The sequence below is a fragment of the Actinoallomurus sp. NBC_01490 genome (genome assembly GCF_036227085.1).
Lineage (GTDB): Bacteria > Actinomycetota > Actinomycetes > Streptosporangiales > Streptosporangiaceae > Actinoallomurus > Actinoallomurus oryzae.
In genome coordinates this window covers 2,288,950-2,309,113 of record NZ_CP109433.1, presented here as the reverse complement: position 1 = coordinate 2,309,113, position 20,164 = coordinate 2,288,950, and the positions used below count along the sequence as shown (strand labels likewise).

Here is a 20,164-nt window from a genome sequence, read left to right as displayed (position 1 = left end):
TCAGATTCTTCCCATCGAGAGAGGCGGGTCCGGCAGTCGCGCCGGGTCGTCCCAGAGCAGGGCCAGTTCCCGGCCGTGGTGGTGCTCCCCCGCCTTGTGGGTCTTCGCCTGCTTCCGCAGCTTCATCACCGTCCCCGGTATGTCATCGGGAGAGGTCTTCGCGATGGCCGTGGTCAGCGCCTCCAGGGTCCGGCCGGCGGCGCAGTCGTCGTGGGGCCGGTCCGGGCAGGTCCGGCGCGGCCACAGCATGACCGGGATTCCGGAGTTGAGCGCCGCGTTGAGCATGTCGGTGGAGGGCGCGGCGGCGTAGGTCACGACGCAGCACTCCTCATCGGCGTCGAGCCGGTTTTGGAACTCCTCCTCGTCCGTCGAATGCCGGCAGTCGACCTTGTACGGCAGCGTCGTGCCGCGTTCGCGCAGCCGCCGCCACCGTCGCGTCGTCAGGTCCCACCGGGTGGAGCTGGGGCTCATGCGCAGGACGTCGCGGACCACCACGGGGTAGGAATCCATCCGGATCTTGATGCCGTTCTCTTCGTCCCTCTCCAGGTACCAGGTCTCGAAGGGCTCGTTGAACAACGGCACCGGCAGCGCGAACTCGATGATCCAGTCACGGCCGAAGACGGCGTCGCGCACGCGGGGCAGCGTGCGTTCGACCTGCTCGCGGATCTCGTCGGCGCCTACCTCGACCGGGCCGGTCGACGGCCCGGTGGCCCCGTCGACCAGCGAATGCACGGTGAGCTCGTACGTCTCGGTGCGCATCTTGCGATCCAGCCGCACGATGATCGACGTCGGCGCTGCCGGTCGCGAGGGACTCGCGGCCGGCATCCAGCGCTGCATCCAGGCCGTCAGCCGCCCCTGGCGGCCCTTGTCCAGGTGGCCCAGCAGGCCCAGGAGAAGGCGTTTCAGCGCGTCTTCCTCACAATGTTCCTCGGCGACGTACCTGATCGCGTCCCACACCGACCTCAGGCGCCGTTCGAGCAGGAACTCCGGCAGCGCGGCACGGCAGATGTCGTCGACGGGCACCGTCGGCGCGGCGTCACGGACGATCTCACGGAGGCGGCGCCGCGCCTCCGCGGTCAGCCACCCCAGCTCGAGCAGGTCGTCGACGTCCTCCCAGTACGCGCGGATACCGCGCAGCGGGAGCATCCGGCCGCTGCGGCCGTCCAGCCCCTTGTCCATGTCGGTGACCATGCCGACGATCTCGCCGCTGCCGGCGAGGTACACCGCCGCGCCGCTGAACCCGTGCTTGAGCACTTCCAGGTGCGCCTGGGGCACATCGAGCTGCCACCATTCGTTCCTCAGGTCCATGTCCCAGCGCGTGCTGAGCGTCACGACCGATCCGGGGTCCTCCTTGCTCCGCGGAAAGCCGTAGGCGCCCAGGTCGGTCAGGTGAGGCCCCTTCAACGCGTCCGGCGTGGCGAACACGGCCGGGGCGATGGCGACGGGCTCGTCCAGCGTGAGGACCGCGATGTCACCGTCGTCGCCGGCCTTCGCCCAGCCGGTGCACATCCCGACGGCGGCCGGCAGCGCGGTGCCACCGCCACCGGGGAAGCTCACGCGGGCCCGCTCCCGCCCGATGACGACGTGCGCGCACGTCAGCACGTGGGTCGAGTCGACCAGGAAGCCCGCGCCGAGCACCTGCTCGGCGTCACTCTCGATGCGGGCCCGCCACTGCCATCCGCCCATCAGCCGTGCTTCGGGCCACCGCGCGTCCAGCGGAGGCCGACCACGAGATGGCCCTCCACCGAGGTCTTGGCGATGACGGCCCCGGCCTCGGCGTTGAGCTTGACGCCGAACTCGATGGAGACCTCGTCGGGATCCAGGACCTCGTCACGGAACGTCGCGAGCGCGGACTCGGCCGCGCCGCGCACTCTCTCCAACGCGTCCTCGAAACTCCCCTTGACGTCCTTGACGACCTCACCGGGTTTCGCGGAGATCGAGGCGTACCCGGCGTCTTCCTCGTCGACCTCGACGACGACCGGCCCCTGGTCGGTCTCCCAGCGCAGCAGCTCCGTCACGTGGTTCCCCATCCCCGTCGCACGCGGTGATCGCCAAATCGTAAATCGTAAGGATCAGGGGAAATGTAACAGCCGGCGCCCGGCCTCCAGGCGAAGAACGTCAGGGCCGTGTCGCGGCGAACTGTTCCTCTCCCAGCACCGAGAGCAGGCGCAGTTTCTCGTAGCCCTCGGTGCGCGGGGGTGCGGTCAGCACCAGGAGCGCCTGGGACTGGTCCTCGGTGAACAGCACCTGGCAGTCGAGTTCGATCGGGCCCAGTTCGGGATGGATGAGCGTCTTGTGGTCCTCGAACCGCCTGGCCACCTCGTGCCGGTCCCACAGCTCGGCGAACTCCGTGCTCGCCTTCCGCAGCGCGCGTACGAGCTCGCCGGCCCGGGACCGCGGGCCCATCGGGCCGTAGGCGGCGCGCAGGTTCGCGACCAGGGCACGGCTCTGCCGGTCGCGGTCGTCCTCGGGGTAGCGCAGCCGCTCGGCCGGGTCGGTGAACCAGCGGTAGATCTCGCTGCGGGCCAGACCCGTGTAGCCCGACTTGTCGCCGAACAGGGCGTCGGCCATGCGGTTCTGCACGAGCGTCTCGCCCAGGTTGGACAGGATGAGCGCCGGGGTGTCGTTGAGGCGGTCCAGCACCCGCATCAGGGCGGGGGCGACATGCGTCGCGGCCGAGACCGGTGTCGGGGCGCTGTGCCCCGCGATCCGGAACAGGTAGTCGCGTTCGTCGCCGGTCAGCCGGAGTGCCCGGGCGAGCGACGCGAGCATCTGCTCGCTCGGCTGCGGTCCGCGTCGCTGTTCGAGCCGCGTGTAGTAGTCGGTCGACATGACGGCGAGGGCCGCGACCTCCTCGCGCCGCAGGCCCGGCGCCCGGCGGCGCGCGCCCGGGGGGAGCCCGACGTCCTCCGGCTGCAACGCCTCGCGGCGGCGGCGCAGGAAGTCCGCCAGTGCTGCCCGATCCATGACATCCATTATCGGGCGTTTCCGGAGCCCAACCAGGGATCGCCGATCCCCCGATGACCGGTCTCTGCCGCCGAGGCGGCCGGCGGGCGAGGCTCAGGGCATGAACATCTCCGGAAACACCATCTTCATCCCCGGTTCCACCAGCGGCATCGGCCTGGCCCTCGCCCTCGAACTGCGGGCCAGGGGCAACACCGTCATCGTCGGCGGCCGTCGCACCGAGCTGCTCGAGCGGATCGCCGCCGAGCACCCCGGCATCGACACCGTCCAGATCGACACGACGGACGCCGCGAGCATCGAGTCCGCCGCGAAGGAGGTGCTGGCGAGGCACCCCGACCTCAACGTCCTCGTCACGATGGCCGGCATCATGAAGATCGAGGACTGGCACCGGCCCGAGTCGTTCCTCGCCTCCGCCGAGTCCGTCGTGACCACCAACGTGCTCGGCCCGATCCGGCTCATCGCCGCGTTCGTCGAGCACCTGCGGAGCCGGCCGGACGCCACGATCGTCACGGTCTCCTCGGGCCTGGCGTTCACGCCGCTCAAGGTCACCCCGAGCTACAACGCGTCGAAGGCCGCGATCCACATGCTCAGCGAGTCGATCCGGCTCCAGCTCGCCGACACGACCGTGAAGGTCGTGGAGCTCGTGCCGCCCTCGGTCCGCACCGCGCTGCTGCCGGGGCAGGAGGAGAGTGAGTTCGCGATGCCGCTGGATGAGTTCGTCGCGGAGGTCGTCGCCCTGATCGAGGCGCAGCCCGACGCGAAGGAGATCCAGGTCGAGCAGGTGAAGTTCCTGCGGTACGGCGAGGCGCGCGGCGACTACGACCAGGTCGTCCAGATGCTCAACTCCGCCGACCCGCACGGCAGGTGACCAGCGGGAGGAAGACGTCGTCCACGATCTCCACGAGCGTGGACTCCGGCACCGGGCCGGATGTCAGCAGCATCTCGTGCCGGAGGAGGTCGACCGGCAGGGTGGTGATCCGCCGGCCGGCCGCCCCGGACGGGATCTCGCCGCGATCGGCGGCGCGCTGGAGGATGGTCTCCATCACGTCGGCCATGGCCGAGAAGAACTCGGGGCCGATATCGCGCACCTCGGCCATCAGGCCGTGCAGGACGTCCGGGCCGATGTCGTGGTAGCGGCGTGCCATCCGTCCGACCACGGCGAGGACGTCGCCGCGCAGCTCACCGGTGTCGGGGACGTCGTCGCTGATCGACACGACGCGCGACCGCACCGCGGCCAGCACCAGCTCGGCCCGGTTGTGCCAGCGGCGGTACAGCACCTGCTTGCCGGTACGGGCGCGGTCGGCGACGGCCTCCATCGTGAGGTTCATGTAACCGACCGCGCCGAGCTCCTCCCAGGTGGCGTCCAGGATCGCCGCCTCCAGCTCGGGGCCGCGCCGGCGTACGGCCCGTTCGTTCACCGCGTCCTCCAATAAGAGACCTTGCGTCTCCTAACGCCGCCATCCTACACTTCCCCGCATTAGAGACGGTCCGTCTCTTGTCGGGAGGTGAAGCATGGTGGACACGGCACGGGCGGAGCGGCTCGACCCGGCGCTGCTCAAGCTCGCGATGATCCTGGTCGTCGGTGCGCTGACGCCACTGCTGGACAGCACGATCGTCAATGTCGCCATCGGCACGCTGGGCCGCGACCTGCACACGTCGCTGGCGGCGATCCAGTGGGTGGTCACCGCGTACCTGCTGGCACTCGCGATGGCGATCCCGGCGACCGGCTGGCTGACCGGGCGGTTCGGCGCCAAGCGGATGTGGCTGACGGCGCTGGCGCTGTTCCTGGTCGGGTCGGTGCTGTGCGGCGTGGCCTGGAACGCGGGCAGCCTCATCGCCTTCCGGGCGCTGCAGGGCGTGGGCGGCGGGCTGATGCTGCCGATCCTGCAGACGCTGCTGCTGCGCGCCGCGGGCGGGCGGTCGCTCGGCCGGCTCATGGCCACGATCAGTATCCCGGCGCTGGTCGGCCCGATCCTCGGCCCGGTGATCGGCGGGCTGATCGTGGGCGACGCGAGCTGGCGGTGGATCTTCTACGTCAACGTGCCGATCTGCGCCGTCGCGCTGGTCCTGGCCTGGCGCGGCCTGCCCGCCGACGCGCCGTGCGGCGGGCAGCGCCTCGACCTGCTCGGCCTGGTCCTGCTGTCGCCCGCGCTGGCCGCGATCATCTACGGGCTGTCGCAGGTGGGCGCGCACGGCGGCTTCGGGCACACGGCGGTCCTGGTCCCGCTGGCGGCGGGAGCGGTGCTACTCGCGGCCTTCGTCGTCCACGCCCTGCGCACCGACGGCGAACCGGCCGTGGACCTGCGGCTGTTCCGCGTACGGTCGTTCGCCGCGTCGTCGGCCCTGCTGTTCCTGTCGGGCCTGTCGCTGTTCGGGGCCATGCTGCTGCTGCCGCTGTACTACCAGCAGGTTCGCGGCCAGGGCGTCATCGCCGCCGGGCTGCTGCTCGCGCCGCAGGGCCTGGGTAGCCTGCTCACGCGCGGCCCGCTCGGCACGCTCGTCGACCGCGCCGGCCCGCGGCCGTTCGTCCTCCTCGGCACCGTGCTGACCGCGCTCGGCACGCTGGCCTTCGCCCGGGGCGGGCCGGAGTGGCTGCTCGCCGGCTCCCTCGTCGTACGCGGCGCCGGGATGAGCGGCGCGAACATCGCCGTCATGGCCGCGGCGTACCAGGGGCTGGATTCCGCCGACATCCCGCACGCCGGCAGCGCGACGCGGATCCTGCAGCAGGTCGGCGGGTCGTTCGGCGCCGCGATGCTCGCGGTGATCCTGCAGTGGCAGCTCACCGCGCACCCGCGGGGCACGGCGTACGCGCACACCTTCTGGTGGGCGATCGGCTTCGGCGCGCTCGCCCTGGTGCCCGCGCTCCTGCTGCCCGGCGTACGACGCGAGCGCGCCGCCGAGGTCACGGCCCGAACATGATCACCAGCCGGCCGCGGACACCACCCGCCTCCAGGCGACGGTGGGCGTCGGCCGCCCGCTCCGGCGGATACGTCTGGGCGACGCGCAGCGTGACGGCGCCGGTCTCGGCGAGGCGGCGCAGCTCGTCCAGCTTCTCCCACTCGCGGGCGTACTCGCTGACCCAGATCGCGTGGACGACGATGCCGCGCTCGGTCTCGGCACCGAAGCCCCGCACCGCGGCGAGCGCGCCGCCGTCACGTACGGCCGCGAGCAGGGGCGCGCCGATGACCGCGCCGTCGGCGACCGCGTCCACGCCGTCCGGCAACGCCTGCCGGATGCGCAGGGCGACCCCGTCGCCGCGCGCCACGATCACGTCGGCACCGAGCCGGCGGACCAGGGGCTCGTCCTCCGGCGACGCGTCGGCGACGACCCGCAGCCCGCGCGCCTTGGCGAGCTGCACGACGTACCCGCCGTACGCCCCGGCGGCCCCGGTGACCGCGAGCGTACGGCCGGGGGCGAGCGCGAGACGGTCGAGGGTGAGCTGCGCGGTCATGCCGTTCATCGGCAGGGTGCACGCCTCGGCGTACGTCGCCCCGAGCGGCATCGCCGTGGCCGAGTCGGTCGGCACGACGACGTGCTCGGCGTAGCCGCCGCCCAGCCTGCTGCGGGGCAGTGTGATCGCCATGACGTCGTCGCCGACGGACTGCCGCACGCCCTCGCCGACCTCGTCGACGACGCCGGCCACGTCCATACCGGGCACGTACGGCGGCGGCCGGTCACGCAGCGCCTCCGCACTCGTCACGCCGGAGCGGAAGAGAGTGTCGGTCGGGTTCACGGCCGTCGCGTGCACACGGATGCGGATCTCGCCCGGCCCCGGGTGGGGGTCATCGAGTTCGACGACCTCCAGCGCCTCCGGTCCACCGAACCGCCGGACACCTACTGCCTTCATGGTCCGCCATCCAACCCGATCGCCCGCCGAAGCGTAAGGGGGCGGCGTCCGGCGGTGACCGCCGCCGATATCCGCGGCGTTCGCCGTGGTCCGGTCTCGCGCGGGCTACCGGCGGGGTTCGGCGCGGCGTCCGGCGATCAGGTCCGCGACGGCCGCGCACAGCGCGATCAGCACGAACGCCGTCACCACCAGCAGCCCCCGGCGGAAGGCCGTGGCCCAGTCTCCGTGAGAGGCGCCGACGGCCGCGAAGAAGACCGCGCCGACCCCGGCGATGCCGATCGCCGTGCCGATGCGCTGGCCCGTCTGCAGGACGCCGGCGGCGCTTCCCCCGCCTTCCGGCGGCACCTCCGACAGCGTGATCGCCTGGTTCGGGGAGATCACCAGGCCGCTGCCGAAACCGCCCACGAGCAGCGGCAGGGCGGTGGCCAGCGCTGCGTGCGACCCGGGCACCGCCCGTACGGACAGGAAGGTCGCGGTCAGCGCCACGACGACCAGGGCGAGCCCCAGCGCGACCAGGGGCCGGCCGAGGCGGCCGACCATCCGGCCGCCGATCGTGGACCCGGTGGCCGAACCCAGCGCGAACGGGGTGATCGACAGGCCGGCGAGCAGGGCGCTGTAGTGCAGGCCGTTCTGCAGGTAGAGGGTGAAGATGAAGAAGATCGAGGTGAACCCGGCGAAGTAGAGCAGGGCGATCGTCGAGCCCAGGGCGTACGAGCGGAGGCGGAACAGGGACAGGTTCATCAGGGGCTGCCGGTGCCGCCGCTCCCACCGCAGGAAGCCGAGCAGGATCAGCGCGGCGGCGGGCAGGAGCAGCCACTTGGCGTTCCCGTGCCACTGCTGCTCCTGCACGAACGGCAGGAGCAGGCCGACCACTCCGGCACCCAGGAGCACCACGCCGACCGGGTCCAGGCTCTCGCGGCGGCGGCCCTCGCCCGGCGGCGGCAGCAGGCGCCAGGCGAGCGGAAGGGCGACGGCGCCGACCGGGATGTTGACATAGAACACCCAGCGCCAGCCCTCCTCCGCGCCGGCGAGGGAGATCAACGCCCCGCCGAGGAGCGGCCCGGCCGCGGTCGCGAGGCCGATCGTGGCGCCCAGCGCGCCGAACGCGCGGCCCCGCTCGTGCCCGCGGAACAGGATCTGGATCAGCCCGGCGATCTGCGGATTGACGATGCCGGCGGCGACTCCCTGGACCAGCCGCGCCACGACCAGCCACGCGATCGTCGGCGCGATCCCGGCGGCGGCGCTGGCGAGGGTGAACAGCGTCAGCCCGACCATGAAGGCGGCGCGACGGCTGCGCGCGTCGCCGAGCCGGCCGGCCGGGACGAGCACCAGCCCGAACGCCAGCGCGTACCCGCTCAGGATCCACTGCAGGCCGTCCGACGAGGCGTGCAGGCCCGAACGGATGGACGGCAGCGCGACGTTGACGATGCTGACGTCCAGCAGGGTCATGAACGCGGCGACGAGACAGACCGCGAGCGCCTGCCAGCGCCGCCCGGCGACCTCGTCCGAAGCCGGATGGCCGTCATCGCGGGTGTCAACGGACAAGCGCCGACGCTCCTCCCCCGGATCCCGCGGCCGGGCTCGGCGATCCGACGCACCCCGATGCCGCTTATGTCCCGACTTGGCCTTCCCTCAATCTCTACCCCATCGTCCTCGGCCATGCCTCGCCGGAGAGCTTCATCGATCCGGCCGGGCGACCGTCGAGGAGCAGGCGACGAAGATCGGCACGCTCCGCCGCAGTGACACGATCGGGCCGCGGGAGAGCCGGTGCCCGTATACGGGCCGAGCCGCCCGTACCGGGAGGTTTGACACCCCGGCCGACCGGGCATCCCGGAGTCTCATCGAGCCGACTGGCACGACGAGAGGACGCTCCCATGAGCGACCGGACAGCACACGAACACCAGGACGCCCGGGCCGCGCCGAAGCACGAGACGCAGGTCCTGACCAGCGACGAGCTGATCGTCTACGAGGCGGTCGCGACACTCCGCGGCCCCATGGAGGTCGGCGTGGTCGTCGGCAAGACGGGCCTGGACGAGGACACCGTACGCGCCGCGCTCGACCGCCTGACCGCCCTGGAGATGGTCGAGACCGGCGAGCGCGGCACGCGCATCGGGCCGAACGACTGGGACGTACGGGGCGCGCGGTAGCGCACGTCCGCACCGGCCACCGGGCGCGTTCCGCCGCGGTCCCGTGACACTCGCCCGGGGCCGCGGCGGGTCACGTCAGGCGGACACCTCCGGGAGCACCTGCTCGGCGTAGAAGGCGAAGAACCCCTCCTGGTCCGGGCCGATCTGGTTGACGTAGACCTCGTCGTACCCGGCGTCGACGAAGGCGCGCAGGGCTTCGATGTGCCGCTGCGGGTCCGGTCCGCAGGGCACGTTCCGGCCCACCATCTCCTCGGTCACCAGCGACGACAGCTGCTCGAAATGGCGGGGCAGCGGCAGGAGCTGCGCGGCCTCCCCCGGCAGCTGGTCGTTCGGCCACAGGCGGTGCGCGGTGCGGCGGGCCTGGGCCTCATCCGGGGCCCAGCACACCTTGAAGCCGCCCTGGGCCGGCTTGTCCTCCCCGGCCGCCGCGCGGAACGTCTTGACCAGGCTCGCGTCCGGCTTCACGCTCATGAACCCGTCCGCCACCCGCCCGGCCAGTTCGGCCGCCCGGTCGCCGAAGCCCGACATGTAGATGGGCGGAGGCCGCTCCGGCAGCGAGTACAGCCGGGCGGTGTCCACGTGGTAGTGCTTCCCGTGGTGCGTCACCAGCTCTCCGGTGAAGAGCCGCCGGATCAGGCCGATCGCCTCCTCCAGCATCTCCAGCCGCTCGCTCGCCGGAGGCCAGCGGGAGTCCACGATGTGCTCGTTCAGCGCCTCCCCCGAGCCCACTCCCAGCACGAAGCCGTGTGGATTGAGCTCCGCGCTCGTGGCCGCGGCCTGGGCGATGACCGCCGGATGGATGCGGATCAGCGGGCAGGTCACCGCCGTGGTGACCGGCAGGGACACCGCCTCGGACAGCGCCCCGACGACCGACCACACGAACGACGACTCGCCCTGTTCGTCCAGCCACGGGTGGTAGTGGTCGGAGATCCACAGCGCCTCGAACCCGGCCTGCTCGGCGAGCCGTGCCTGGCGGATCAGATCGCGCGGCGAATGCTCCTCGCTCGACAGGAAGTACCCGAACCTGGTCATGAGTTCCTTTCAGCGGCGTCAGCTCTTGCGGGCGAACATCTCCTGGGCCTTGGTCTTGAGGCCCTTGCGCACGACGCCGTAGGCGTCCGGGTCGCCCTTGATGATCGCTTCGGCGGCGTCCTTCATCTGCTCGAACTCCGCGTGCGGCGGGATCGGCGGGATGTCGGGATCGCAGCGGACGTCGATGACGACCGGCACGTCGGCGGCCAGGGCCCGGTCCCACGCGGGGCCGATGGCGTCCGGCTTCTCGACCTCGAGGCCCTCCAGGCCGAGCGACCGGGCGAACCCGGCGTACGACATCTCGGGCAACGCCTGGGACTCCACGAACTTCGGGGCGCCGCTCATCGCCCGCAGCTCCCAGGTGACCTGGTTCAGGTCGTTGTTGTGCAGGACCGCCACGATCAGCCGCGGATCGCTCCACTCGGACATGTAGCGCTTCATGGTGATCAGCTCGTTCATGCCGTTCATCTGCATCGCGCCGTCACCGACGAAGGCGATGACCGGACGGTCCGGGTGGGCGAACTTCGCGCCGATGGCGTACGGCACGCCGCAGCCCATCGTGGCGAGCGTGCCCGAGAGCGATCCGCGCATGCCGGCCCGGAACTTCAGGTCGCGGGCGTACCAGTTCGCGGCCGAGCCGGAGTCGGAGGTCACGATCGTGTCGTCGGGCAGCCGCGGGTTCAGCTCCCAGAACAGCAGCATCGGGTTGACCGGGTCGGCCTCGACGTGGGCCTGCCGCTCGATCACCGACCACGACCGCGCGACGTTCTCCTCGATCGTCTCGCGCCAGGAGCGCTTCTTCTTGCGCTTGACCAGCGGGATGAGCGCGCGCAGCGTCTCGGCCGCGTCGCCGACGAGGTTGACCTCGGTCGGGTAGCGCATCCCGATCATCCGGCCGTCGATGTCGATCTGGATGCCCCGGGCGTCGCCGAACTCCGGCAGGAACTGGCTGTACGGGAAGTTGGACCCGACGATGAGCAGCGTGTCGCAGTCGCGCATCAGCTCATACGACGGTCGCGTCCCGAGCAGGCCGATGGCTCCGGTGACGTAGGGCAGGTCGTCGGGCAGCACGTCCTTGCCGAGGAGCGCCTTGGCGACGCCGGCGCCGGTCAGCTCGGCGATCTCCATGACCTCCGCCGCGGCGGACCGGGCGCCCTGGCCGACGAGAATCGCCACCTTCGAACCCTCGTTGAGGATCCCGGCGGCCTTCTCGATCTCCGCGTCCGGCGCCCGCGTCACCGGCGGTTGGTAGCCGGGCGTGGACGACGGGACGTTCTTGAACGCGTGGGCCGGCGGCTCGTACTCCTCCTCCTGCAGGTCGGAGGGGATGATGATCGCCGTGGGCGCGTGTTCGGCCATCGCGATCCGCATCGCGCGGTCGAGCAGGTTCGGCAGCTGCGCGGAGACGGCCGCCTCCTGCACGTACGCACCGGCGACGTCCTTGTACAACGTCAGCAGGTCGACCTCCTGCTGGTAGCTGCCACCGATCGCGCTGCGGGCGGTCTGCCCCACGATCGCCACCACCGGGACGTGATCGAGCTTGGCGTCGTACAGGCCGTTCAGCAGGTGGATCGCCCCGGGACCGCTCGTCGCGAGGCACACCCCGGGCTTCCCGCTGAACTTCGCGTAACCGGTCGCCTCGAAGGCGGCCATCTCCTCGTGCCGGGCCTGGACGAACCGAGGCTGGTCATCGGCCCGGCCCAGCGCGGCGATGATCCCGTTGATCCCGTCCCCCGGATAGCCGAACACCCGTTCGACGCCCCACTCGCGCAGGCGTTGCAACAGGTAATCCGCAACGGTAGGAGCCATGGCGATCTCTCCTTTCCACGGTGGGCCTCCCCTCACGCCCCTTCCCCGGCGGCGCGCCCGAAACCCGCGTACCGGTATTCGGCGGGTAAAGCCGCCGGGACACGGAGAGATCAGGGACCTTCGGCCCGAATAAGCTTCGGCAGCAGGTACCACAGCACGACGAACAACGCCGCGATCACGGCACCGAGCCCGGCCGCCCAGCCGAGGCCCGCGACGACGTCCAGGACGAGGAACACCGCGCCGATCATGGCGATCAGCAGGGCCACCAGTCCCGCCTGGGCGAGCGCCGAGGCGGTACGGACGAGCTGGGGCTTGCGGCCCTGCCGGAAGACCTGGCGGTGCCCGCTGACCGGCGCGATCAGCAGCGCCGTCGCGGTCGCCGCCGCGACCAGCGTGATCACGTACACGGCCCTGTCCCGGTCGCCGACGTCGCCGAAACGGTTGGTGAACGGCAGCGTCAGCAGGAACGCGAACAGGATCTGCACGCCGGTCTGGGCGACCCGCAACTCCTGCAGCAACTCGACGAAGTTACGGTCCCAGCGCTCCATCCCGGTCTCGTCGCGGTCCTCCTCCGCCCGCTCCGCGTCACCGCGGGGCCCGCGTCGCTCCATCCCGGTCTCGTCGCGGCCCTCCTCCGCGTGCTCCGTTAGGGAGGTATCGGTCATCGGCGCTACTTCTTTCCGAGCTTGCGCAGCGGCTTACGCTTGGCCGCCTTCTTCGCGGCGGCGGGCAGGTCCTCCAGGACCCGTGCCGACTCCCGGCGTTCGACCTCGGTCAGCCGGCCGGCGACGAACGTGTCGGCGGCGGGCGTGTCCGGCCGTCCGACGGTGGCGGCGAGGCGCTCGACGGCGACGGCACCGTCGTGGTGCTCGCCGAGGATGTCCTGGAGCCGTTCGGCGCGGCGGGCGAGCTTGGCGGCGGGCGAGCCGAGCGCCGCCGAGGCGGCCTCGGCGGTGTACCGGGCGCGCTTGGCCGCCTTGCGCGTACCGTGCAGCGCGGCGTCGCGGTCGTGCCCGGCGGGCAGGCGCGCGGCCCGGTCGTACCGGCGCATCATCTTCCGCCACGCCCTGGCCACCAGCCGTGGCGTCTCCTCGGCGGCCGGACGGCCGGCGCGGGCGTTCATCGGCGGATCGGCGAGGAAGGCGTCCAGGGCGTCGAGCAGGTCGTAGTAACGCCGGGTCAGGAGGGCCTCGCGCACCCGGTCGCGGGCGCGGTGCTCCTCGGTCGCCATCTCGAGCAGCCAGGCCGGTTCCTGGTGGGTGCCGGACAGTTCGGCGAGGCGGCGGTGGAAGCGCGCGTTCTGCACCTCCAGGTCGCGTACCTCGCCGAGCACGCCGGCGAGCCACCGCAGCTCCGCGTCCAGCGCCCGCACCCGTGCCGGGTCGACGATGCTCCGGTGGGTGCGCAGGACGCTGCGGATCCGGCGAACGGCGACGCGCATCCTGTGCACCGAGTCGTCGTCGCTCTCGGCGAGCCGCACCTGCGGGTCGCAGGCGAGCAGCCGCTCGACCTGTTCGCCCAGGTACGTCAGCAGCACGTCGCCGGCGGTACGGGTGGCGGCAGGCCGCCGGACGGGGGCGATGTCGTCATCCAGCGCCCGCGCCAGCTTGGACGTGGCCGCCGACTCGCGGGCGCCGGACTCACGCAGACGGCCGCCGATACGCTCCACCACCTCGCGGGAGCCCTCGACCGCCTCGACCTCCAGCTCACGCCAGCGCAGCAGCGCGACCTCACGGCCGTCCCGGCTCAGGCGGCGGGCGCGCACGGTGTCGTCCGCCAGCTCCGCGAGGACCGTGCCGTCCTCGCCCAGCAGGTCGCGTTCGGTGCGGTGAGTCTCCAGTTCCGCGACGCGCACGAGGGGGCGACCGCGGACGTGCGCGGCGACGAGCTCGGACAGCTCCGGCGGCACCGCGTGGACCCCGGCGTCGAGCGAGGTCCGTATCTCGCGTTTCGTGTCCTTGCCGGCCGGCAGCTTCAGGTGCCAGCCCTCGTCTCCTCCTCCCTCCCGGCGCCGCAGCGTGATGCCCCGCGCGGCGAGTCGCAGGTCCTCGGTGTCGAAGTAGGAGGCGCGGAGAATGTGGGTCTGCGGCGGTCCGACCCGCACACATCCGCCGACCTGGCGCAGGTCGGGCAGTGCGAGATCGGCCTCGGCGTCGTACTTGCGCTCCAGCTCGATATGGCGTGCCACGGTCTCTCCCTCGATCCGGCGTCGGCACAGGGGCGGTACTAACGCCTTACCCGCACAGAGAGGCTCAAAAGTGAACTTTCCCGGCAGGCGCGCCCGTCAGGCGTCGTCGTCCCCGAGCGACCGAGCGGCCGGATCGGCCGCGCGGTCACTCGGGCGGCAGGAGGGGGCCGAGGGGGCCGAGGTCGAGATTGAGGTCGCGGGCGTCGAGGCCGAAGCGCTCCCGGAGCTCCTCCATCGCCTCTTCCAGCCGCATCAGCGCCAGACCCAGTTCCTCGACCTTGTCGTCCGGCAGGTCGCCCGCGTCGACACGGCGCAGGGCCTGGCGCTCCATGAGCTGGCGCACGAGTTCCACCACGGTCAGCACGAGACGTACGAGGTCGCGCTGTACCTGCTCGGAGTCGGTCTCCATCCGGTGCGGCAGCCGGTGGCCGCGCCCGTCCTGGGGGGCCGCGTGGCGCGGGCGGTACGCGTCGCCCCGCTCACTCACGGCCCCGGGTCCTCCCAGGTCACGACGCCCTCGATCGGCTCGTCCGAGCGCTCGGCCGCCACCACCCGCTCCATCTCCGGCCGGATCGAGGCGATGATCGCCCGGAGCGAGATCCGTACGAGATCGACGTCGGCGATCGAGATGGTCACGTCACCGGTGATCACGACGCCGCCGGCGAGGAGCCGGTCCAGCAGGTCGACCAGGGCGATGCGCTGTCCTCGCGCGGGCACCGGCGTACGCGCGTCGGGCAGGTCGCTCAGCGCTCGGTCCACGCCTCCTCCTCGGCGGCGAACGAGTACGGCGCCCAGGGGCCGGTGAGCTGGAGCCGCAGCTCCGGACGCGTCCCGGCGAGGCGTGCGACGGCCGTACGGAAGTCCTCCGCGCGCTCGTCGTCGACGAGGTAGGCGGCGTTGAGGATCATCCAGCCGCGTTCGCCGGACAGCTGCGGATCCTGCGGCCGGTGCAGGCGCCGGGTGGCGGCGATCGCGCACAGCTCGTCGTCGACGTCACCGGCCAGCGTGAGGATCTCGCGGCGCGTCTCCTCCTCGTCGTGCCGCTGGGCGCTGCGTCGCCGCAGGTAGGCGGTGCCGGGCCGGGCGTCCGCCGGAGCCGGCTTCCGCTCCCGGGGCGCGGTCTCGGCGAGGTCGGCGTAGATCTTGACGCCCCACTCCGTGCGACCCGTGATGCGCGCCAGCGCCCGGGCGAACTCCTCTCTCCGCTCGCGCAGCGCGGCGCGTGCCCGGTCCTCGTTCCGGTACACCGTGGCCAGCCCGAGCGGGACGATCACCCCGCGCTCCGCGACGGCGTCGACGACCGCGTGGTGCGCGCGGGCGGTCGCCTCCAGCCAGTCCAGGTGCTCCAGGTTCCGCCGCAGGGCGTCCTCGCCGAACTCGGCCAGGCTCACCGGGCTCACCACCGCGGTCAGCCCCTCGGCGTCAAGGGTCCGCACGGGCGCGCCCGCCACACCGCGGACCCCCGCCACCGCCTCGGCGGGCAGGTCACGGCCGATGCCGTACACGTAGATCGCGGTCTCATCCACGGTCGTCCTCCCCCGGTGGACGCCGCCGGGACCGGCGACCGCGTGGCTCCGGCTCCTCCTCGTAGCCGTCGTCGTAGCCGTACGCGCGGTCGTGATCGTCGTACTCGTCCTCGTCGCGGGCCGCGCGGTCCACCGCCCGGCGGTCGCGGCGCCCGAGTTCCGGTTCGGCGCGTTCCTCCTCGTCCTCGCCCTCCAGGGCGGCGAGCCGCTCGCGCAGCCGGCGGTTCTCCGCCGCGATCTCCTCCCGGTGGGCCGCCGACGAGAGGGTGGGGTCGTGCTCCCACCAGTCGATCCCCATCTCCTTGGCCCGGTCGACCGAGGCGATCACCAGCCGCAGCTTGATGGTCAGCAGTTCGATGTCGAGCAGGTTCACCTGGATGTCGCCGGCGATGACGATGCCCTTGTCGAGCACCCGCTCCAGGATGTCGGCGAGGTTCGCCGACTCCGGGCGCCGCGTCGGTGCGGGCTGCCGTCCGTAGCCGTAGCCGGTCAGCCCCCGCTCCATCGGATCCGTCACGTCATCTCTCCCCCACCTGGCACCGGATGTAGCGGTCGACGCGCCGGTAGGCCAGCAGCTCACCCTCCGGGTCGAGCTCGGCCTCGTACACGGCGAGGATGTCGGTCGTGTCGGGGATCCGGTGGGTCTCGACGACCTCCACGCCGACCGTCCACCGGCCGTCCTCCGCCTGTTCCAGCGAGGTGATCCCTTCGGGTTCCTTTCCGGTCATCTCGGCCACGTGATCGGCGGCCAGCCGCGCGACGCGCCCCGCGGTGGCCGGAGGCCGGCGCCGGGGCCGCCTCGGCTCATCGTTCCGGCGGTCGTCCATTCCCGCCCTCCGGGATTCCGGAGCGTTGCCGCGACATCATCCGGGCCAGCAGTTCGTTCTCCAGCGCGGCCGCCTCGTCCTCCGGCAGCCGGCCGGCCCGCACCTCCGCCTCGATCTCGGCGATCTTCCGGCGGATCACCGCCGGGTCGTACAGCTGGTGTTCGGCCTGCTCCAGGATGCGCTCGGCCAGCCAGGCGACGCTTCGCACGGGCGCGAGCGGCAGGGTCAGCAGGCCGGTGAACAGTCCCATGTCTCAGGCCTCTTCTCCGGGCGGCGGCGGCACGAAGTCGTACGGCGCGAGCGGGCCGACCATGCGCAGCCGGACGCGGCCGGACCAGCGTTCGCCGAGCCGGTCCACGGCCTGCTCGAACTCCGGCAGCCTCCGGTCGGTCACCAGGAACGCCGCGTCGGCGGCGGCGTCCTCGCCGGCCGGCGCCCGCGGCGCCACGGCGGTGGCGTACGGCTCCAGCGCGGTGATCAGCTCGTCGGTGTCGGTCTGGCGCTTGTCGTCCAGCGCCTTGACGATCAGCTCGCCCAGGCGGATCCGGTCGTAGTAGGCGGCGTCCTCCGGCAGCTCGCGGATCCGTTCGCGGAGCCGCGCCGCCTCCGGGTCCTCGTGGAGGACCTCCCGGAGGACGACGTCCTCGACGTAGACGCCGGAGACGGCGAACTCCCGCGCGCCGCTCAGGTCGTCCAGGACGTCCAGGAACCAGTCCGCGTGCGGTCCGAGCATCTCCTCGGCCAGGGCGTCGGCCGTGGTGACCACCGCGCCGAACCGCAGCGGCAGCGTGGTGGTCTCGTTCGCGAGGGCCTCCACGACCGCCTCGTGCGCGAGCAGGTCGTCGCGGGTGCCCAGCGCCTGCACCGGGGAGATCTCGCTCACCGCGGCCCCCAGGTCGCCGTGCCGGACCAGGGACACCTTGCCGCCCGCGATCCCGGTCAGGTCCTCGGGCAGCCGCGCGTCCGCGTGGACCACGCCGTACACGTAGCAGGCCAGGGCCATGTCGCCGGGGACCCGCTCGGGCGCGTCGCTCTTCGGTCGTGTCGTCACCGTTCACGCTCCCTACGCGGGGACCGGCGGCGCGTATCCCGCTCCTCCGCCCGTTCCGCGCGCTCCTCCAGGACCTCGCCGACCGTCTCCCGCGCGGCGTCGAGCATGCCCTTGGTCTTGCCCTTGGCGCCGCCCTGGGTGCCCTTCTCGGTCAGCTCGCCGACGAGCCCGGGCAGGCCCGTGCCGCCCTTCTCGTACAGGTCGAGGCGGTTGGTGGCCTCCGCGAAGCGCAGGTAGGTGTCCACGCTCGCCACCACGATGCGGGCGTCGATGGTGATCAGCTCGATGCCCACCAGGGACACGCGGACGAAGGCGTCGATGACGAGGCCCTTGTCCAGGATCGTGTCGATCACATCCACCAGCGCGCTTCCGGACGACCGTTGGACGGGCCCCGACCCTGCCTCGTACGGGGAGACCGTCATGGGGAGTCACCTCCGTTCGCCGTGCTTGCTTCCGGTCACTCGGTCTCGTCCTCGCGAGGGCGCGCGGGTCCACGGCGCCTCGGACTCCGCGCCGGCCGCTCCTCGTCCTCGTCCTCGAACTCCTCGGCCGGGCGGCGGCGCCGGGCCGGGCGGCGGGGCCGGGCCTCCTCCGCCTCTTCGTCGCCCCGGCGTCTCGGCCTCCGTGCCGGCCGCTCCTCGCGTTCCTCCTCCGGCTCTTCCTCGGGCTCCTCCGGCTCTTCTTCGCCTTCTTCGCCTTCTTCGCCTTCTTCGCGTTCGGCGGCTTCGCCGGGCTCCTCCTCTTCGCGCTCCTCTTCTTCCTCTTCGCGCTCTTCTTCGGGAGCCTCCTCGCCGCGCGCCCGCTCTTCCTCCTCCTCGCGGCCCCGTTCCTCTTCGTCGAGCGCCTCTTCGTGGGTCTTGACGACCTCGCCCTCGCGGATCTCTCCGCGCCAGCCCTCGATCTCGTCGGGCTTGAGCAGCGCGTGGACCATCGCGTGGCGGCGGAAGTGCTTGAACTCCAGGCGTGCGCGCCGGCCCTGGGCCCGCCAGAGGTTCCCGGTGTGCTCGAACAGACCCTGCGGGTGGTACTCCATCACCAGGAGGATGCGCGTGAGGTTCGGGGCCAGCTCCGAGAAGGACACCGCGCCGTCGACGTACCCCTTGGCGCCCTTGGCCCGCCAGATGATGTGCGAGTCGGGCACCTGCTCCAGCGTCGTCGCCTCCCACGCGCGGTGGGACCAGAAGACCTGCGCCTTCCAGTTCGACTTCTCGTCTTCCGGGCGCTCGACGCTCTCGACCTTCTTCATGAACGAGGGGAAGTCCTCGTACTGGGTCCACTGGTTGTAGGCGACCCGCAGCGGCACCCCGATGTCGATCGTCTCGACGATGTTGGTGATCTTGGCCTTCTTGCCCTTGCCGACGCCGAAGATCTTCTTGACCTTCTCCTTCACCCCGGTCGCGCCGGCGCCGAGCGCCGCACGCATCGGGCTCTTGCCCTGGGTCAGCGCCGTCAGCCCCGAGATCGCGGCCTTGACCCCCGGACTGGCGCCCTCCGCGTCACCGACCTTTTCGAGCAGCCCGCGGCTGAGCTCGTTGACCTTGTCGCTGACCTTGTCCCCCACCGAGGACAGGACTCGCTCGGCGAATGCCTCCAGGAGGCTCTTGGCCTCCTTGGCGAGTCGCTGCGTGGGCAGGTTCTCGGCCAGGTCGGCGCTCTCCCGGCCGATCCGGTCGCCCTCGGTCATCGCTGCTCCCTCCCCTGGGCGTTCGCTCAGGGTCGCGAGATGGGCCCCGGCGGACGCCCCGGCTCACGGGTACGGCGGCCCCGGAGGGCCGTCAGCGAGGTGACCGTCCCCTTCTCGGGCGGTCGTCCTCACGCCTCGGCGCCCGGCGGCGCGGCTCCGGCCGCGACGAACGGGCAGGCGGGCGGCGGTCCTGACGAGGACGCCGCTCCGGCTCGTAGCCGCCGCGCTCGTCCTCTTCTTCCTCGTCGTACTCGTCCCGGTCGTAGTCGTCGTCCTCGTACTCGTCGTAGTCGTCGTAGTCGCCGCGCCGCCTCGTGCGCTCGGGGCCACGGCGGTCATCCGCGCGCTCGTCCTCGTCGCGGTCGTAGTCCTCGCGGTCGTACTCGTCGTACTCGTCGTACTCGTCCTCGTCGTACTCCGGCTCGCGTACGCGACCGCGCCGGGACGGCTCCTCGCGGTCCCGCTCGCGGCGACCCGGTTCCTCGCGCCTGCGCCGGGTGGGCTCGGCGCGCTCGCGCCGTGGCCGGGCGCGCTCCGGCGCCTCCTCGTCCTCCTCGGCGGCCTCTCCGCGTCTCCGGGTGCCCGTCCGCAGCGTCTCCGCGCGCTCCTGCAGCCGGTCGCTCAGCGAGTCGATGCGGCTGCTCGCCGCCTTCTTCGCGACCGACATGCCGGCGTCGACGAGCTGGCCGCGGAGATCCCCGGTGAGCTTGTCGATCTGCCCGCCCAGCGGCGTCTTGCGCAGCAGGTCCTCAGGCCCGACGGGAAGCTTGCCGCCCCCCGCCGCCGCGAGCGCCAGAAGCAACGCCAGCCGGGTCTTACGGCTCCGCCCCAGGACATAACCCCCGACGACGGCAACGGCGATCTGACTTCCGCACTTCATGCCATCTCCCCCCTGCGCGACCCAGGAATCAGCGATACATGACCACGGTGGCGGGCGCGGAAGCCGCCAGGCCGTGGCCTCCAGTCCGCGGAGGGAACGAGGGCCGCCTCGCGGAAGGCGTGCCCCTGGGCCCGCCCGGAAGGACCGCCGTCCGCCGGCCAAGATCCTTATCGCCAGGGCCGGGTGCCGGGGCCTGCGACGCGGCCGAC

At 72.2% G+C, this 20,164-nt stretch carries 23 protein-coding genes; 3 read left to right on the top strand and 20 right to left on the bottom strand.

Annotated features, from left to right (window positions below):
- The 3 genes from OG417_RS11425 to OG417_RS11415 all read right to left on the bottom strand — a co-directional run bounded on the left by OG417_RS11425 (nt 1) and on the right by OG417_RS11415 (nt 2,967).
- A complete protein-coding gene (locus OG417_RS11425) occupies nt 1-1,686 on the bottom strand; it encodes a VMAP-C domain-containing protein (protein WP_329253848.1) in 1,686 nt (561 codons plus the stop codon).
- Nucleotides 1,686-2,018 carry a CU044_2847 family protein gene (locus OG417_RS11420; RefSeq protein WP_329253845.1) on the bottom strand — a complete coding sequence of 111 codons (333 nt, stop codon included), beginning with the start codon at nt 2,016-2,018 and terminating at the stop codon, nt 1,686-1,688. The genes OG417_RS11425 and OG417_RS11420 overlap by 1 nt, the downstream gene beginning before the upstream one ends.
- A gap of 100 nt (nt 2,019-2,118) precedes the next feature.
- Complete coding sequence (locus OG417_RS11415; protein ID WP_329253842.1) at nt 2,119-2,967, bottom strand: helix-turn-helix transcriptional regulator; 849 nt, start codon at nt 2,965-2,967, stop codon at nt 2,119-2,121.
- Nucleotides 2,968-3,067: 100 nt separating this feature from the next.
- Between OG417_RS11415 and OG417_RS11410 the strand changes: the two genes are divergently transcribed.
- A complete protein-coding gene (locus tag OG417_RS11410; protein ID WP_329253839.1) occupies nt 3,068-3,832 on the top strand; it encodes an SDR family oxidoreductase in 765 nt (254 codons plus the stop codon).
- On the opposite strand, the gene OG417_RS11405 is transcribed toward OG417_RS11410, so the two are convergent.
- Complete coding sequence (locus tag OG417_RS11405) at nt 3,804-4,382, bottom strand: TetR/AcrR family transcriptional regulator (protein ID WP_329253836.1); 579 nt, start codon at nt 4,380-4,382, stop codon at nt 3,804-3,806. The two genes, OG417_RS11410 and OG417_RS11405, sit on opposite strands and share 29 nt — an antisense overlap.
- Before the next feature lie 94 nt (nt 4,383-4,476).
- On the opposite strand from OG417_RS11405, the gene OG417_RS11400 reads away from it, so the two are divergent.
- Nucleotides 4,477-5,883, top strand: a complete 1,407-nt coding sequence (locus OG417_RS11400) for a DHA2 family efflux MFS transporter permease subunit (RefSeq protein ID WP_329253833.1) — start codon at nt 4,477-4,479, stop codon at nt 5,881-5,883.
- Here OG417_RS11400 and OG417_RS11395 read toward each other — a convergent pair.
- Both OG417_RS11395 and OG417_RS11390 read right to left on the bottom strand, forming a co-directional pair.
- Nucleotides 5,867-6,811 (bottom strand): NADP-dependent oxidoreductase, encoded by a 945-nt coding sequence (locus OG417_RS11395; RefSeq protein ID WP_329253829.1) that lies wholly within the window; start codon nt 6,809-6,811, stop codon nt 5,867-5,869. The genes OG417_RS11400 and OG417_RS11395 overlap by 17 nt on opposite strands.
- Nucleotides 6,812-6,916: 105 nt before the next feature.
- Complete coding sequence (locus OG417_RS11390; protein ID WP_329253826.1) at nt 6,917-8,356, bottom strand: MFS transporter; 1,440 nt, start codon at nt 8,354-8,356, stop codon at nt 6,917-6,919.
- A gap of 329 nt (nt 8,357-8,685) precedes the next feature.
- Here OG417_RS11390 and OG417_RS11385 point away from each other — a divergent pair, with 329 nt between their 5' ends.
- A complete protein-coding gene (locus OG417_RS11385; RefSeq protein WP_329253823.1) occupies nt 8,686-8,958 on the top strand; it encodes a hypothetical protein in 273 nt (90 codons plus the stop codon).
- Between the two features lie 75 nt (nt 8,959-9,033).
- Here OG417_RS11385 and OG417_RS11380 read toward each other — a convergent pair whose 3' ends face one another.
- From OG417_RS11380 to OG417_RS11315, 14 genes are all read right to left on the bottom strand, one after another.
- On the bottom strand, nt 9,034-9,990 hold the full coding sequence (locus tag OG417_RS11380) for an LLM class F420-dependent oxidoreductase (protein ID WP_329253820.1): 957 nt from the start codon (nt 9,988-9,990) through the stop codon (nt 9,034-9,036).
- A gap of 18 nt (nt 9,991-10,008) precedes the next feature.
- On the bottom strand, nt 10,009-11,799 hold the full coding sequence (locus OG417_RS11375) for a thiamine pyrophosphate-requiring protein (protein ID WP_329253817.1): 1,791 nt from the start codon (nt 11,797-11,799) through the stop codon (nt 10,009-10,011).
- Nucleotides 11,800-11,909: 110 nt separating this feature from the next.
- Entirely contained in the window at nt 11,910-12,464 is a 555-nt protein-coding gene (locus tag OG417_RS11370; RefSeq protein WP_329253814.1) for a DUF6328 family protein, read from the bottom strand.
- A 5-nt stretch (nt 12,465-12,469) separates the two neighbouring features.
- Entirely contained in the window at nt 12,470-13,987 is a 1,518-nt protein-coding gene (locus OG417_RS11365) for a CYTH and CHAD domain-containing protein (RefSeq protein ID WP_329253812.1), read from the bottom strand.
- Nucleotides 13,988-14,132: 145 nt separating this feature from the next.
- Entirely contained in the window at nt 14,133-14,474 is a 342-nt protein-coding gene (locus tag OG417_RS11360) for a gas vesicle protein K (protein ID WP_329253809.1), read from the bottom strand.
- Nucleotides 14,471-14,746 (bottom strand): gas vesicle protein, encoded by a 276-nt coding sequence (locus OG417_RS11355; protein ID WP_329253806.1) that lies wholly within the window; start codon nt 14,744-14,746, stop codon nt 14,471-14,473. The genes OG417_RS11360 and OG417_RS11355 overlap by 4 nt, the downstream gene beginning before the upstream one ends.
- Complete coding sequence (locus OG417_RS11350) at nt 14,731-15,513, bottom strand: GvpL/GvpF family gas vesicle protein (protein ID WP_329253802.1); 783 nt, start codon at nt 15,511-15,513, stop codon at nt 14,731-14,733. Before OG417_RS11350 ends, OG417_RS11355 begins: the two co-directional genes overlap by 16 nt.
- Nucleotides 15,506-16,030 carry a gas vesicle protein gene (locus tag OG417_RS54270; RefSeq protein ID WP_442875674.1) on the bottom strand — a complete coding sequence of 175 codons (525 nt, stop codon included), beginning with the start codon at nt 16,028-16,030 and terminating at the stop codon, nt 15,506-15,508. Before OG417_RS54270 ends, OG417_RS11350 begins: the two co-directional genes overlap by 8 nt.
- Nucleotide 16,031: 1 nt before the next feature.
- Nucleotides 16,032-16,340 (bottom strand): gas vesicle protein GvpO, encoded by a 309-nt coding sequence (locus tag OG417_RS11340; RefSeq protein ID WP_329253799.1) that lies wholly within the window; start codon nt 16,338-16,340, stop codon nt 16,032-16,034.
- Nucleotides 16,318-16,590, bottom strand: a complete 273-nt coding sequence (locus tag OG417_RS11335) for a gas vesicle protein GvpG (protein WP_329253796.1) — start codon at nt 16,588-16,590, stop codon at nt 16,318-16,320. The genes OG417_RS11340 and OG417_RS11335 overlap by 23 nt, the downstream gene beginning before the upstream one ends.
- A 3-nt stretch (nt 16,591-16,593) precedes the next feature.
- On the bottom strand, nt 16,594-17,391 hold the full coding sequence (locus OG417_RS11330) for a GvpL/GvpF family gas vesicle protein (RefSeq protein ID WP_329253793.1): 798 nt from the start codon (nt 17,389-17,391) through the stop codon (nt 16,594-16,596).
- Nucleotides 17,388-17,813, bottom strand: coding sequence for a gas vesicle protein GvpJ (gene gvpJ, locus OG417_RS11325; protein WP_329253790.1), 426 nt, complete (start codon nt 17,811-17,813; stop codon nt 17,388-17,390). The genes OG417_RS11330 and gvpJ overlap by 4 nt, the downstream gene beginning before the upstream one ends.
- 35 nt (nt 17,814-17,848) lie before the next feature.
- Nucleotides 17,849-19,075, bottom strand: a complete 1,227-nt coding sequence (locus tag OG417_RS11320) for an SRPBCC family protein (RefSeq protein WP_329253787.1) — start codon at nt 19,073-19,075, stop codon at nt 17,849-17,851.
- A 91-nt stretch (nt 19,076-19,166) separates the two neighbouring features.
- Entirely contained in the window at nt 19,167-19,955 is a 789-nt protein-coding gene (locus OG417_RS11315) for a hypothetical protein (protein WP_329253784.1), read from the bottom strand.
- Nucleotides 19,956-20,164: the final 209 nt, after the last annotated feature.